General features: G+C 63.5%; 15 protein-coding genes and 1 tRNA gene. 15 read left to right on the forward strand and 1 reads right to left on the reverse strand.

Translation table 11 applies throughout. The features are described 5' to 3' along the window. Positions 1-201 precede the first annotated feature (201 nt). The 15 genes from rpmI (at position 202) to HV742_RS12080 (ending at position 11,451) form a co-directional block, all read left to right on the forward strand. Positions 202-399, forward strand: a complete 198-nt coding sequence (gene rpmI, locus HV742_RS12010) for a 50S ribosomal protein L35 (RefSeq protein ID WP_006387997.1) — start codon at positions 202-204, stop codon at positions 397-399. 17 nt (positions 400-416) lie between these two features. Beyond that, entirely contained in the window at positions 417-776 is a 360-nt protein-coding gene (gene rplT / locus HV742_RS12015) for a 50S ribosomal protein L20 (protein ID WP_006387998.1), read from the forward strand. A gap of 77 nt (positions 777-853) precedes the next feature. Beyond that, complete coding sequence (gene pheS, locus HV742_RS12020; RefSeq protein WP_049075035.1) at positions 854-1,876, forward strand: phenylalanine--tRNA ligase subunit alpha; 1,023 nt, start codon at positions 854-856, stop codon at positions 1,874-1,876. Positions 1,877-1,890: 14 nt separating this feature from the next. Further along, positions 1,891-4,308: a phenylalanine--tRNA ligase subunit beta gene (gene pheT / locus HV742_RS12025; protein ID WP_068950638.1), complete on the forward strand. Its 2,418-nt coding sequence runs from the start codon at positions 1,891-1,893 to the stop codon at positions 4,306-4,308. A gap of 3 nt (positions 4,309-4,311) precedes the next feature. Further along, positions 4,312-4,650: an integration host factor subunit alpha gene (locus HV742_RS12030; protein ID WP_080977459.1), complete on the forward strand. Its 339-nt coding sequence runs from the start codon at positions 4,312-4,314 to the stop codon at positions 4,648-4,650. A gap of 57 nt (positions 4,651-4,707) precedes the next feature. After that, positions 4,708-5,139, forward strand: coding sequence for a MerR family transcriptional regulator (locus HV742_RS12035; RefSeq protein ID WP_100509105.1), 432 nt, complete (start codon positions 4,708-4,710; stop codon positions 5,137-5,139). 290 nt (positions 5,140-5,429) lie between these two features. Next, positions 5,430-5,506: transfer RNA gene (locus tag HV742_RS12040), tRNA-Pro, on the forward strand. 320 nt (positions 5,507-5,826) lie between these two features. Further along, positions 5,827-6,555, forward strand: coding sequence for a DUF6088 family protein (locus HV742_RS12045; RefSeq protein ID WP_437340589.1), 729 nt, complete (start codon positions 5,827-5,829; stop codon positions 6,553-6,555). Beyond that, complete coding sequence (locus HV742_RS12050; RefSeq protein ID WP_175145266.1) at positions 6,552-7,631, forward strand: nucleotidyl transferase AbiEii/AbiGii toxin family protein; 1,080 nt, start codon at positions 6,552-6,554, stop codon at positions 7,629-7,631. The genes HV742_RS12045 and HV742_RS12050 overlap by 4 nt, the downstream gene beginning before the upstream one ends. Beyond that, on the forward strand, positions 7,628-7,909 hold the full coding sequence (locus HV742_RS12055) for a hypothetical protein (RefSeq protein ID WP_254601077.1): 282 nt from the start codon (positions 7,628-7,630) through the stop codon (positions 7,907-7,909). The genes HV742_RS12050 and HV742_RS12055 overlap by 4 nt, the downstream gene beginning before the upstream one ends. 28 nt (positions 7,910-7,937) lie before the next feature. Further along, complete coding sequence (tnpA, locus tag HV742_RS12060) at positions 7,938-8,267, forward strand: IS66 family insertion sequence element accessory protein TnpA (protein ID WP_175145268.1); 330 nt, start codon at positions 7,938-7,940, stop codon at positions 8,265-8,267. Continuing rightward, positions 8,264-8,605: an IS66 family insertion sequence element accessory protein TnpB gene (gene tnpB / locus HV742_RS12065; protein WP_217482374.1), complete on the forward strand. Its 342-nt coding sequence runs from the start codon at positions 8,264-8,266 to the stop codon at positions 8,603-8,605. Before tnpA ends, tnpB begins: the two co-directional genes overlap by 4 nt. A 95-nt stretch (positions 8,606-8,700) precedes the next feature. Further along, positions 8,701-10,305 (forward strand): IS66 family transposase, encoded by a 1,605-nt coding sequence (gene tnpC, locus HV742_RS12070; protein WP_175145270.1) that lies wholly within the window; start codon positions 8,701-8,703, stop codon positions 10,303-10,305. A gap of 49 nt (positions 10,306-10,354) precedes the next feature. Next, the gene (locus tag HV742_RS12075) at positions 10,355-11,020 is read left to right on the forward strand and encodes an AbiJ-NTD4 domain-containing protein (protein WP_254601078.1); all 666 of its coding nucleotides are present in this window, start codon (positions 10,355-10,357) and stop codon (positions 11,018-11,020) included. A 107-nt stretch (positions 11,021-11,127) separates the two neighbouring features. Beyond that, on the forward strand, positions 11,128-11,451 hold the full coding sequence (locus tag HV742_RS12080) for a hypothetical protein (protein WP_175145271.1): 324 nt from the start codon (positions 11,128-11,130) through the stop codon (positions 11,449-11,451). On the opposite strand, the gene HV742_RS12085 is transcribed toward HV742_RS12080, so the two are convergent. Continuing rightward, positions 11,452-14,223 carry a conjugal transfer protein TraG N-terminal domain-containing protein gene (locus tag HV742_RS12085; RefSeq protein ID WP_175145273.1) on the reverse strand — a complete coding sequence of 924 codons (2,772 nt, stop codon included), beginning with the start codon at positions 14,221-14,223 and terminating at the stop codon, positions 11,452-11,454. It abuts the gene before it with no gap. Between the last annotated feature and the right edge of the window lie 16 nt (positions 14,224-14,239).

Below are 14,239 nucleotides of genomic sequence, written 5' to 3' on the forward strand. Positions count from 1 at the left end.
GGGGCGTATTCGAGTAATACGTCAGAAGTACCCCAGCAGTACCCCAGAAGTACCCCCAGAAGTGGCAAGAGGTCCTCAAGTTTTGCCGCAATGGTGTAGGTCGAACGTTCCTGCCTTCGTGGTTCGGGGCGACGCCAACCGCCTTGCGACAAGCACCTCGCGTCATGTAAATCAACAATGCGTTCAGTTTAGGGAATCATCATGCCCAAGATGAAAACCAAGAAAAGCGCCGCAAAGCGCTTTCAGGTTCGCGGCAGCGGATCCATCAAGCGTGGTCAGGCGTTCAAGCGTCACATCCTGACCAAGAAGACCACCAAGAACAAGCGCCAGCTGCGCGGTTCGGCGGCGGTTCATGAAACCAACGTGGCCTCCGTCAAGGCCATGATGCCTTTCGCTTGATCTAAGGGAGATCTACTATGCCTCGCGTCAAACGCGGCGTTACCGCCCGCGCACGTCACAAGAAAGTCATTTCCGCCGCCAAGGGTTACCGTGGCCGCCGCGGTAATGTGTTCCGTATCGCCAAGCAAGCGGTCATGCGCGCTGGCCAATACGCCTACCGCGACCGCCGCAACAAGAAGCGCACGTTCCGCGCGCTGTGGATCACGCGTATCAACGCCGCCGTCCGCGAACATGGCGTCAGCTACAGCGTGTTCATCGCCGGCCTGAAGAAGGCTGCGATCGAACTCGACCGCAAGGTCCTGGCCGATCTGGCCGTGCGCGACAAGGCCGGCTTTGCCGCCATCGTGCAGCAAGCCAAGGCTGCCTTGGCTGCCTGATCGCGCGCTTTAACTCATCGCGCATCGCTGCAAACGGGGCTGTAATGGCCCCGTTTGCGTTTTGAAGGCTGGATTTCATGACTCAATCGGTTGACGACCTGGTTTCCCAGGCACAGGAACTGTTCGCCGCGGCCAGCAACGCCGCCGCGCTCGAAAACGCAAAGGCCCGCTTCCTGGGCAAGGACGGCGCGCTGACGGTCCTGCTCAAGGGGCTGGGCAAGCTCGATCCCGAGCAGAAGCGCGACATGGGCGCCCGCATCAATCAGGCCAAGCAGAAGGTCGAAGAGCTCCTGAACCTGCGCCGCGCGGCCCTGGTGCAAGCAGAACTGGATGCCCGCCTGGCGTCCGAAACCATTGATGTGTCGTTGCCGGGCCGTGGCCGTGTGCCGGGCGGCATCCACCCGGTCATCCGGACCTGGGAGCGTGTCGAAGAGATCTTCCGCTCCATCGGCTTTGACGTGGCCGACGGCCCCGAAGTCGAGAACGACTGGACCAATTTCACCGCGCTCAACAACCCGCTGGACCATCCGGCGCGTTCCATGCAGGACACGTTCTACGTCGACATGAAAGACGCCGACGGCCTGCCGCTGCTGCTGCGCACGCACACCAGCCCCATGCAGGTGCGTTACGCCCGCATGCACAAGCCGCCCATCAAGGTCATCGCGCCTGGGCGCACCTACCGCGTCGACAGCGACGCCACGCACTCGCCCATGTTCCACCAGGTGGAAGGGCTCTGGATCGCCGAGGACATCTCGTTCGCCGACCTGAAGGGCGTGTACACCGATTTCCTGCGTTGCTTCTTCGAAAGCGACGATCTCGTCGTGCGCTTCCGCCCGTCGTTCTTCCCGTTCACCGAACCGTCGGCCGAAATCGACATGATGTTCACGTCGGGCCCGAACCGCGGCCGCTGGCTGGAGATCTCCGGCTCGGGCCAGGTGCACCCGCAGGTGGTGCGCAACTTCGGCCTGGACCCCGAACGCTACATCGGCTTTGCCTTCGGTTCCGGCCTGGAGCGCCTGACGATGCTGCGCTACGGAGTCAACGACCTGCGCCAGTTCTACGAAGGCGATTTGCGCTTCCTGCGCCAGTTCAACGAATAACAGACGGCTAGATCATGCAATTTCCCGAATCCTGGCTGCGTACGCTGGTCAATCCTCCGATCGCAACCGACGAACTCGCGCACCGGCTCACCATGGCCGGCCTGGAAGTCGAAGACACCGTGCCGGCCGCGCCCGCGTTCACGGGCGTGGTGGTCGCGCACATCGTCGAGATCGCCCCGCACCCCGACGCCGACAAGCTGCGCGTCTGCCAAGTCGATGACGGCTCCGGCGCGCTGCTGCAGATCGTCTGCGGCGCGCCCAACGCGGCCGCCGGCCTGACGGTGCCGCTGGCCCGCGTTGGCGCGGAACTGCCCGGTGGCATGAAGATCGGCGTGGCCAAGATGCGCGGCGTGCAATCGTCGGGCATGCTGTGCTCGGCGCGCGAACTGGGCCTGTCGCAAGACCACGCCGGCCTGCTGGAGCTGCCGGCCGATATGGTGCCGGGCCAGTCGATCCGCGAAGCGCTGGATCTGGACGACACGCTCTTCACGCTGAAGATGACGCCCAACCGCGCCGACTGCCTGTCGATCCTGGGCGTGGCGCGCGAAGTGGCCGCGCTGACCGGCGCGCCGCTGTCGGTGCCGACCGCCAAGGCGGTGCCCGTGACCCTGGACGAGCGCCTGCCCGTCAAGGTCGAGGCGCCCGACCTGTGCGGCCGCTTCGGCGGCCGCGTGATCCGCGGCGTGAACGCCCGCGCGCAGACCCCCGCGTGGATGAAGACGCGCCTGGAGCGTGCCGGCCAGCGTTCGGTATCGGCGCTGGTGGACATCTCCAACTACGTCATGCTGGAACTGGGCCGTCCCTCGCACGTGTTCGACCTGGACAAGATCCATGGCGACCTGTCGGTGCGCTGGGCGCGCGAAGGCGAGACGCTCGAGCTGCTGAACGGCCAGACCGTCACACTGGATTCGAAAGTCGGCGTGGTGGTGGCCGGCGATCAGGTCGAAAGCCTGGCGGGCATCATGGGCGGCGAGGCCACCTCGGTCACGCTCGACACGCAGAACATCTACCTGGAAGCCGCATTCTGGTGGCCGCAATCGCTGGCCGGCCGCGCGCGCCGCTTCAAGTTCAGTTCCGAGGCCAGCCATCGCGGCGAGCGCGGCGTGGACTTCGCCACGATTCCGCAGCACATCGAATTCATCACGCGCCTGATCGTCGACATCTGCGGCGGCCAGGCCGGTCCGCTGGACGACCAGATCGTCAACCTGCCCAAGCGCGAGCCGGTGCGCATGCGCCTGGCGCGCTGCCACCGCGTGCTGGGCGTGCCCGTCACGCAGGCCGAAGTCGCCAAGATCTTCGGCAGCCTGGGGCTGGAATTCACGCTCGATGGCGATGACTTCATCGTCACTCCGCCGTCGTATCGCTTCGACCTCGAGATCGAGGAAGACCTGATCGAAGAAGTGGCCCGCATCTACGGTTTCGAGAACATCCCCACGGTGCCGCCGCTGGCGCGCGCCAAGATGTTCTCGCAACCCGAAGTGCGCCGTGGTCCGCACGCGCTGCGCCGCCTGGCCGCCGCGCAGGACTACCAGGAAGTCGTCAACTACAGCTTCGTCGAAGCCGAGTGGGAGCGCGACTACGCCGGCAACGACACGCCGGTCAAGCTGGTCAACCCGATCGCCAGCCACCTGTCGGTGATGCGGTCTAGCCTGATCGCCGGCCTGGTGGCCAACATCCGCCACAACGCCAACCGCAAGCAGACGCGCGTGCGCCTGTTCGAGCTTGGCCGCGTCTTCGCTCGCGATGACGCCGCGCAGGACGGTCCGCTGGAAGTGGCCGGCGTGCGCCAGCCGCTCAAGCTGGCGGGCGCCGCCTGGGGCCCGTCGGTGGAAGAGCAGTGGGGCGTGCCCACCCGACAGGTCGATTTCTTCGACGTGAAGATGGACGTCCAGGCGTTGTTCGGCGCCCGTGGCGCGCGCCTGCGCTTCGAAGCGGCGGCCCATCCCGCGCTGCATCCGGGCCGCAGCGCCCGCGTCACGCTGGACGGCAAGCTGGTCGGCTGGATGGGCGAACTGCATCCGCGCTGGGCGCAACAGGCCGATCTGGCACACGCGCCGGTGGTGTTCGAGCTGGACGTGGACGCTCTGTCCGAAGGCGAACTGCCGCAGGTGCGCGAACTGTCGCGCCAACCGGTGGTGGTGCGCGACCTGGCCCTGTGGGTCGACGCGCCCGTGACGGTGCAGTCCATGCTGGACACGGTGGCGGCGACGGTCAAGGCCGATCCGCAACTGGCCGTGGTGCAGGACGTGCGCCTGTTCGACGTCTGGCGCGAAAAGGCCCAGGGCGACCAGCCCGTGGCCGAGAAAAGCCTTGCGTTCCGTTTCTGGCTACAGGACACTGAGGTCACACTGGACGAAGCCCGGGTGGCCGATTGCCTGGCGCGCATCAAGGACGCTTTGGTCCGTGCCCACGGCGCGCGCCAGCGCGCTTGAACCATGGGGAACAGTATGCTTGCCGAGCCGCGCACCCTGACCAAGGCCGAGCTGGCCGAGCTGCTCTTTGAGCGGGTCGGCCTGAACAAACGCGAAGCCAAGGACATCGTCGACACGTTCTTCGAGGAAATCCGCGACGCCCTGGCGCGCGGCGATTCCGTCAAGCTTTCGGGCTTCGGAAATTTCCAGGTGCGCGACAAGCCGCCTCGCCCGGGGCGCAACCCCAAGACCGGCGAGACCATCCCCATCGCCGCACGCCGCGTGGTCACGTTCCACGCGAGTCAGAAACTCAAGAGCGTGGTGGAGCAGGCCATTCCCGCAGCGCCCGACGCCGAGGAGTGATACGCTTTGTCGGTAATTGTTATCGGCACTCGACGCATCGCGGCATAGAATTCTCTTATGACACGTACCGAATCCACCGTTACCTTACCGCCCATTCCCGCCAAGCGTTACTTCACCATCGGTGAAGTCAGCGACCTGTGTGGCGTCAAGCCCCATGTCTTGCGGTATTGGGAACAGGAATTCACGCAGCTCAAGCCGGTAAAGCGGCGCGGCAACCGTCGCTACTACCAGCATCACGAAGTGCTGCTGATCCGTCGCATCCGTTCCTTGTTGTACGAACAAGGCTTCACCATCAGCGGCGCGCGCAACCGCCTGGGCGATGCCCGCGACACGCCGCACGACCAGGACGCCGCGGTGCGCCTGAGCGGCGCCGAGATGCAGGCCCTGCGCAACGAGTTGGGCAGTGTGTCGACGATGCTGGGCGAGGCGCTGGGTTCGGCCGCGCCGGCTTCAAGCGGCAGCGCGGTGAGCGTCAGCGCCACGGCTTGAACCGCGGCGGGGCATTGCAAATCCGTCTTTCCGAATTGATGCTTCGTGGCATGCGCGCTGTCGTTGATCGCGGCGCGCGTGAATCGCGGTGCCTCTAGTTCAGTCTGTCGCATCGCGCGGTCATGCGCGTGGTTCAGTCTGGCATTCAGTACCCTTGCGTGTCATGCGCGAGCCTTGCCTGCGAGGGTTGCGGGCATCGCGTGGGGCAGGCAAATTTTTTTGAGTATTCGGCACTTTTTTTGCACCAATGCGTGCAAACAATTTTTAGGTCTGCTATACTCTTTTTCTTTCGGGGCGTAGCGCAGCCTGGTAGCGCACTTGCATGGGGTGCAAGGGGTCGCGAGTTCGAATCCCGCCGCCCCGACCAAGAGAATCAAGCACTTAGGCCAATCTTCGGATTGGCCTTTTTGCTTTTTGTTGGCTGGGGGAACGATCAGGGGAACAGTTGTTACGTGCTAGCCGTTGCAGAAGGCAGGGGATAGCCGTCGCGCTGCGCCGCAGCGATCTTCTCATCATTGCCGAGCGCGCCGCGGAACTCGTACCCAAGGCCAGTCAGAAGGGCTCTCCTGGGCGACTTCATGATTGGCGATGATTGGATTGGCCCTTAATGGCGTCCGAAATAGATCTACAATTTTCGGACATTGTGTTCTTGCTAATTGTCCGGAAAAGTTATACAAATATCGGACAATGAGGCCCATATCCGATCTCAAATCCGCTATCTCGTCGCAAATCAATGCCGCCGGTCCCGGCCATGTCTGGGTGCCTACCGACTTTGCACATCTCGGCAACCGTGATGCGATCGACAAGACGCTCCAACGCATGGTGCTGGCGGGTGACCTGCGGCGTATTGATCGAGGTTTATACGACAAGCCCAGCCTCAACCGTCTGACCAAGCGTCCCAGCACTCCCGACTATCGCGCGATTGTCGATGCCATCGCGCGGCGCGACCAACTGCGTCTGCTGGTGGATGGGATGACCGCAGCCAACGATCTTGGCCTGACGGATGCCGTCCCGGCTCGTGTCACCCTTCATACCGACGCACGTCGCCGGGCGATCAAACTCGACAAACTCGTCATCGACTTCAAGCAAACCGCCCCCAGTCGCCTTTATTGGGCTGATCGTCCCGCCATGCGAGTTGTGCAGGCCCTACATTGGCTGAAGGACACGCTGATCTCCGACCATGACCACATCGTGAACCGACTAAGCCAACTACTCGTCGATTCCGCCCAAGGGGCTGCGATCTGCCAGGACCTGCGCGATGGTTTCAACGTGCTGCCGGCGTGGATACAAAGTCTGGTCCGTGATCTACCCGGTTGTGATCCACTGGGGTCCGTACCCATGACCTTGCCGGCACCTAGCGGCGTGAAGCCCCCGGCAGATTCATCTTGGGCCAAGGGTATAAGGGGGGGCCGTTGAATCCTTCATTTCACGATGTCATCACCGCTGCCGATGGTGATCGACTCGATTTGTTTCTCGGCGCGGCCACGCGCTTGGGTACGGCGGTTCAGAACGTCGAGAAGGACTTCTGGGTCTGCTGGACCCTGGATGCCTTGTTCAACGGATTGGCTACTGGCGGACCTCGGCTCTTGTTCAAGGGGGGCACTTCCCTGTCCAAGGCCTTCGGCCTGATCTCCCGCTTCTCCGAGGACATCGACATCACGGTTTTCCGTGGCGATCTGGGACAGGCCGCTGAGGTGGCAGAACTGGACGCCTTGAGCGGCAAGAAGCGCCGGGCTCGCCTTGAAGCCATCCGGCTGGCTTGTCAAGCCTACATCGCCGGCCCATTGGCGGATGAATTCACTCAGATCGCCGCTGCCGTCATTCCCGATGGCCGCTTCCACCTGGAACTCGATCCGGACGACAAAGACGGCCAGACCCTGTTGTTCTGGTATCCCGCCGTCACGCCCACGACCAACGACTACATCCGCTCCGCCGTGAAAATCGAGTCCGGTGCGAAGTCGGCACTCGACCCCCATATTGCGGCAACGGTCACGCCATATATTGCGCAGGACTTGCCCGCGCTGGATCTCACCGTAAGCAACGTGACCACCGTAAAGCCGGAGCGCACCTTCTGGGACAAGGTCATCATCCTGCATGGCTTGCGGCAGTGGCACGACCGTCGCGGAGAACTGCGGCACGGCGGGCAGCGCGTCTCGCGCCACTATTACGATGTGCACCAACTGATGCAGGCAACCGCATCGCCCGAGTGGCAGGCCGATCAGGCACTCGCTATAGATTGCGCTCACCACGCCAGGCTTTTCTTCGGCAGTGCCGACCTGGGGCTGAATGCCGCCGAACCCGGTACATTCACGCTCATGCCCAGTCCGGCGATGTGTGAAGCACTTGCCAAAGACTACGCAGCGATGGCCGGCATGGTTTTCGGCGAAGTTCCACAGCTTGACGTGGTACTTGCCAACGTCGAGCGATTCGAACAGATCGTCAATGGGACAGCGAAGGCCGTACCGCTCGTGCCGAAGGAGTCGGCTCTGTGAACGACTATTTCAGCGACCGGGAAAATGGGCCGCGGGCGCGAACCGAGCTGGTGATTTCACCCGCCGTCTGGGCGGGCTTGGTGGCAACGGTACAGGCCCTGATCAACAGCGGGGCCTTCGGGTTGCGTTTTCCCGAGCGCTGTCCAGATGGACAAGCCGTTTGCGGTTGCGATACGGATGCTCTGGCCGCTTCCGTGATTGCGGAGATGCCGGGGTTGGCTTGGCCGCTCGGTAAGCGTCCAGCGCTCCCACCTGTGCTCGCGTGCAGGATTTGCTGACACTCCTGGTTTTGACGAGGAGGTTGTCATGAGCAAGCAGTCCGAGCGCGCAGCGCACTGGCGTGCGCACGTTGAGCAGTGGCGCCGCAGCGGCCAGACCCAATCAGCGTATTGTGCCGAGCACGGCGTGAGCAAGAAGTCGCTGGGTTACTGGATTCGGCAGTGGCGACAGGCGGCGGCGCAGCGGCCGGATCGGGCACTGACCCTGGTGGCAGCGCGTCCTCCGGTCCCGATTGATCCGCCCGTGCAGGCCGGGGGCGGCCTTTCACTGCGCAGCCCCTCGGGCTGGCACCTGGAGTTCGGCGCCTTGCCGCCGGCGTCCTGGCTGGCTGAGGTGCTCACGCCGGGGGCGACATGATGATTGCGCCCGAGCAGATCTGGCTGGCGGTCGAACCGATCGACATGCGGCTGGGAGTCGACGGTCTGTCGGCACGGTTGCAGAACAGCCTGGGTCGCGCGCCGTGTGATGGCAGCGCGTACGCCTTCATCAACCGCGCGCGCACGCGCCTGAAGGTGCTGATGTGGGATGGTGCAGGCGTGTGGCTGAGTCAGCGCCGCCTGCATCGGGGCAGCTTCAGTTGGCCCGCGGCCGACGGCGCGGTGTTCGCACTGTCGGCCCAGCAGTGGCAATGGCTCGTGGCGGGGGTGCAGTGGCAGCGACTGAGCGCATCGGCGCCGGCCCACTGGCGGGTTTGAGCGAGCACTGGCGCGGCCTGGAAAGCCTTCCAATAAAACGCCTGAAACCCTTGTGAATGCTGGGCTTCAGCGCCGTTGCCGGGTATAATTCTGGCATGAATTTCGCCGCCGAACTGGCCCCTTTTGATCTGCCGCCCGAGCTCGTCGAGCGGTTCGAGCAATGGGCCGATCGGACGCGTGAAGAGGCCGCCGGAGCGCATCAGCGGGTGCTCGAGGTGAGTCGCCTCGAAGCCGAACTGAAGCTGAGCAAGCTCAAGATCGACGCCCTGCTCCATGAGCTCGCCGTGCTCAAGCGGCTGCGCTTTGGCGCGCGCAGTGAAGCCATGTCGGCGGACATGAGGGATCTGTTCGACGAGACGCTCGCGGCCGACGTGGCCGCCTGCGAAGCCCGCCTGGACGCGCTGCGCCAGGCGCAGGCGAACGAGCTGCCCGCTGCGGCGGCGCCCAGGCGAGCGCGCACCGGACGCCCGCCGCTGCCCGCGCATCTGGAGCGCATCGAACACCGCCACGAGCCCGAATCGTGCGCCTGCGGCGCGTGCGGGCAGGCGCTGGTCAAGATCGGCGAGGATGTCACCGAGCAACTCGACATCGTTCCGGCCAAATTCTTCGTGCATCGCCACATCCGCCCGCAGTACGCCTGTCGGCGCTGCGAGAGCGTTTCGGCCACACCGGTGCCGGCCGCGCTCATCGACGGCGGGCTGGCCGCACCGCGCCTGCTCGCGTGGGTGGCGGTGAGCAAGTTCGTCGATCATCTGCCCTTGTACCGGCTCGAGCAGATCGCGCAAAGAAGTGAGGTGGTGCTGCCGCGCTCGACGCAGGCCGAATGGATCGGTCGCATCGGGGTGGCGCTCGCGCCGCTTTGCGATCGACTGATCGCGCGTCTGCGCGAAGGTGATGTGCTGCATGCCGATGAAACCCCGGTCGCGCAACTCGATCCGGGCCGGGGCAAGACCAAACGGGCGTATCTGTGGGCCTACCGCAGCAACGCGCTCGGCGCCGACCCGCCCATCATCGTCTTCGATTATCAGCCCGGTCGCGGCGGACACTATCCCCAAGCCTTCTTGAAGGGCTGGGTCGGTATGCTCATGGTCGACGACTACGCCGGCTACAAGGCGCTGTTCGACGACAAACGCGGGGAGCTCGCCTGTATGGCCCATGCCAGACGGAAGTACTTCGAGCTGCATCGGGCCAGTCCAAACCCGGTGGCGGCCGAGGCGCTGTCGCGCATCGGCGAACTGTACGCGATCGAAGAACAGGCCCGCGACCTGTCGATCGAGGCCCGCGCCCAACTGCGCGAGCGCCACGCACAGCCGCGCCTGGAGGCGATGTACCTGTGGCTGGTGCAGACCCGCAAGACCGTGGCCGACGGTGCGGCGCTGGCCCGGGCGATCGACTACAGCTTGAAGCGCTGGCCGGCGCTGGCGCGCTATGCGAGCCGGGGCGACTGGCCGATCGACAACAACCCGATCGAGAACGCCATCCGTCCGATCGCCCTGGGTAAGAAAAATTGGATGTTTGCGGGTTCCGAAGCCGCCGGCAAGCGTGCCGCGGTGATTCAGTCGCTGCTCGCCACCGCCCGAGCCAACGGCTTCGAGCCGCTGGCCTGGCTCTCCGACACTCTCGAGAAACTACCCACCTGGCCCAATAGCCGCATCGACGAATTGCTGCCGATCAGAAAGCACGAGGCTGCGCAAGCGTAAGAGGCCGTGGGAGCGGCGGACGCTTACGCCGCTCGAAACCACGTGTCTGGTGGAAGAAGGTTTCCTATCGCAGCGAGAGCCCTTTGCGCCGGACACGCTGCTCATCCTGGATTTCATCGAGTTCATCTACGCTTCGGTGGCGAAGCCGATTCCCGGGAAACACCACGATTTCTTCAGCCACCACCATTTGACCTTCGACCAACACTCGGGACAGGAAGAGTTCCGGGCGACCGTAAATCGCATCTTTTCGCGCAACGGCGTGGCTTTCGAGATGTTGTCGACCGGCCGCATCGTGCGCGTGCTTCCGCCGGTGCTTGGGGAAGATTTGAAGCGGACAATTTTTCGGACTGGAGACCGGACCCTCGATAACATGCTGGAGGAGTGTCGGACCAAGTTTTCTGACCGGAATCCTCTGGTACGGCGCGAGGCCTTGGAGCGCTTGTGGGATGGGTGGGAGCGCCTCAAGTCTCTTGCGGACCCCGGCGACAAGAAGAGGTCTATCAAGATCATTCTCGATGCCACCGCTGCAGAGCCATCACTCCGGGCACGACTGGAGGGAGAGGCGACAGAATTGAATTCCATCGGAAACAGTCATCTCATTCGTCATTCAGAAGTCAATCAAGTGCCGGTCATCGATGTGGATCAGGTTGACTACCTGTTTCATCGCCTGTTCGCGATGATCCAGTTGGTATTGAGGAAAAAGGGCTCCACATGAGAGATGATCCGGGGCGGCGGGTCTTGGTGGTGGAAATGTTGGCTGGGTAGCAGGCCATACGCTTGCAACCTACGCCATCAGCGTTAGGCTGAATCCAGGAGGCAGACATGAGAAAACTCATCTTCATCGGATTCATCGCGCTCGGCGCCTTGATTGGGTTGGTCACTGTTGTAAAAAGCGACTGGGAAACCCGCTTGGTCATGATGGCCGTCGGTGCGCTGGTCGGTACGGCCATTGGTGGCGGATTGACGCGAATGCGCTCCAGGCCTCTGCCGAGAGAGTCTTCGTGGTTGGACCAGCCGCACGGACACGGGACGCCGGAGGATGAGTTGGTTCGGAATTACTGGCGCGATCGGGGGCACGCGCCATTCATGAAGCCGCCTGAGGCTGTCCCTGATAAGCATATGTTCGACCCTGACAGACTCGGCTGACTACTTTCGCAGCAAGTCCTTCACTACATCCTTTGCGTTGTCGAGTGTCGCTCCGGCGTCCTTACCGACCTGCTTGCCTGACTGCACCAGTAGCGATTTCTTCGATGCAAGTGTTCCGTCATCGGTCTTGATGATCTCAGCCTTGGCGTCGAAGTTCGCACGGCTTGATTCTGCTCCGGTGCGGATTTGATCCCCGTGGGTACGAATCTCGTCTCGAATGGGCGATGCCGTGGGGGCGGTTCCCTGCGATGGCTTGGCGTTCCCAAACCGTGATGTCTGTTCTCGGTTGGATAGGTGCAGGCCGCCGATATCGGGTGCCAGGGCGGCATCACCTCGCTGATACACATGCTGGTCGCGGATATCGCCAAACGAGGCCGGCAGTGCGGTCCCGTCGGAGAACACCCGGTTCGGGCGAAGAGATCGCCGCGCCAATTCGGATTCCATCAGGGTGTGGGCGGCAGCGCTGTCGCCGCCATACTGCTCAGCATAACGCATGAACATCTCCAGGTTGTGCGGGTCCTGGGCAATGTCGATGGAAATGGCTTCTCCCTTCTCGTGGGCAGCAGATATGCGTTCGGCGAAAGCCGTACGCTCGACGAGACTCGCCTCTGCGCGTTCCGATCGTGCATGCGTGGAGGCCAGCCGGGCAGCCATTTCATGTGCTTCGCGGGAATCATTGGCTATTGCGCTCATAAAACTGGAGTCGCGAGACACCCTGTCGCCGAATTGTTTAAACTCCGCCAACTGTTCGCTACTCAAGGAACTCAAGACTTTCCGCTCGTCGGCCGTCAGCGACGATTGGTAAGCCTTACCTCCGTTGGCATGGACCGATGCACTCGCAACTCCGGTATTCAGACCTAATCGCCCTGATACGCCAAAGGCGATGCTGGCAACCTGAGATTGCGATAGACCTGTACTATCGGCGACACCTTTGGCTATCTGATCCAGCCTGTTCAGTGTTTCGCCCATCTGCTCGAAACTGCTGGACGTGGAGCCACTGCTGCTGCGCGATGAGCGCAGCTTTGTCAGCCCCCGGGAGAACGCTTCCGATAGTACGGCCGAGCGCTCAGTGCTGGCTGCGACAGCTTCGTTTCGTGCGGCGTCGGCTTGCCGACTTGCCTGCACCACATCCTGCTCGGACACCCGCATCGAAACCACCCTCGACGCAAACCCCTGGTTGCGCAGCAGACTGACTGCAGTCCGTCCGGTCAGCGCATTCGACGAGAACGTGTTCCCACTCAGGTCGTTTTGCCAACTGCTCATGAAAGCTGAGGTGCGGTTGGGCGCCAGTTGCATCTGATCCATCCCCACGTTCCCCATGGAAACGTTGCCGACGGTCGCGGCCGACGTTCCACCCGAGATCATCGCCTGCAGGCCCGACAGTCCACCGACCAGGGCCGTCCCGAAATTCTCCATGCGCTTCAAGGCCGCCCAGGCGATGAAGGGGATGCTGATGGCGAGGTAGCCGACGACGGCTTCGCCCGAGATCGCCCGCGAGTAGATCGTCGAGGCAGTCTGCAGGGCCAGCGCCTTGGTGCCGGTGCCCAGGTCCGCCGCGGCTGCCAGATCGTAAGCCGCGTAGATCGAAGCCATGTAATTGAGGATCGCGTAGAGCGGCGGCCAAAGCTGGATCCAGATGAGCACGGCCGCATAGCCCTTGAAGGCCAGCATCGTCTCGCGTCCGCTGGTGAGCAGGAGCAGCAGTACGAAGAGCGGGAACATCGCGTAGGTCACCGCCTCGACCACATTGCGGAAAACCGGCAGGGCCTGCTCGGCCACCTTGCCGTAGTTGAGCCAGGTCGCGTTCTGCTGGGCCACCGCCTGGGCCCGGCCGACCGCCAGCACCATGGCTGCCGGATCGTTGACCTTCTGGCCGACGATCTTGCTGGTGTCCTCGATCGCGTTGAGCACCGCGTTTTGCCGGATGAGGTCGGCAGCGGTGGCCGCGGCGGTGGCGATACTGTTCTTGAGATAGGCCTGCTGGATCTGCCCGGCGATGACGGCTGCGGCAGCGGCACCGGGCAGCGTCGGGTTGAGCTGGAAGGCCAAGCGCCCCTGGATGCGGGTGATCTGCGCCGGCAGTCGCCCATTGAGACTCTGGTACACGTTCGGGCAGGTGTCGATGCCGACGCTGCCGCCCGCGGCGGTCAGCGTGCTGAAGCGCGCCGGATTGGGCGAGGCCATCAGCGGCCAGACATCGTCCGAGGCGGAAAAGGTGGCCGGATCGAGGGTGCCGTCGATCAGGTCGTAGGTGGTGCAGTTATGGATGAAGTTGATGAGGTCGGTGCGGAAGGCCGGGTCCTGGAACACCACGTTGCCGGTCTCGCGGATCAGGCGGTTGCCGAACATCAGGCCGTTTTGCTGGTAGGAGAGCTCGGCGGGCAGCGCGCCGACGCCCGGAATGACCTGGAACGCCGTCTCGAAAAGCCCGGTCAGCGTGTGGCCGATGGTGCTCGTGAGGCTGCCCAGCACGGCCACCCCGAAGGGCACGTTGTCGACCACCTTGACCGCGGAGCCGCCGGTCTTGTCGATGATGCCCACGGTCACCTTGGGTACGATCAGCACCGAAAAAACCAGCACCACCGTGCCCAACCACTTCCAGCCCTGCAATTTCTCGGGGGCGAAGGCGTAGGCGATCAGGGCGGCGACGAAGCCGCAGAAGGCGACGGCGGCCACCGCCGCCGCATAGTCGCCCGACGCATGGATGGCCGCCGCTGCATTGAAGACGCCGAACAGGCTGTCGGCATTCTGGTAAGCGTAGATTTCCCACACGGCACTCCCTCCTGGT

The organism is Achromobacter ruhlandii, assembly GCF_902859695.1.
Lineage (GTDB): Bacteria > Pseudomonadota > Gammaproteobacteria > Burkholderiales > Burkholderiaceae_B > Achromobacter > Achromobacter ruhlandii.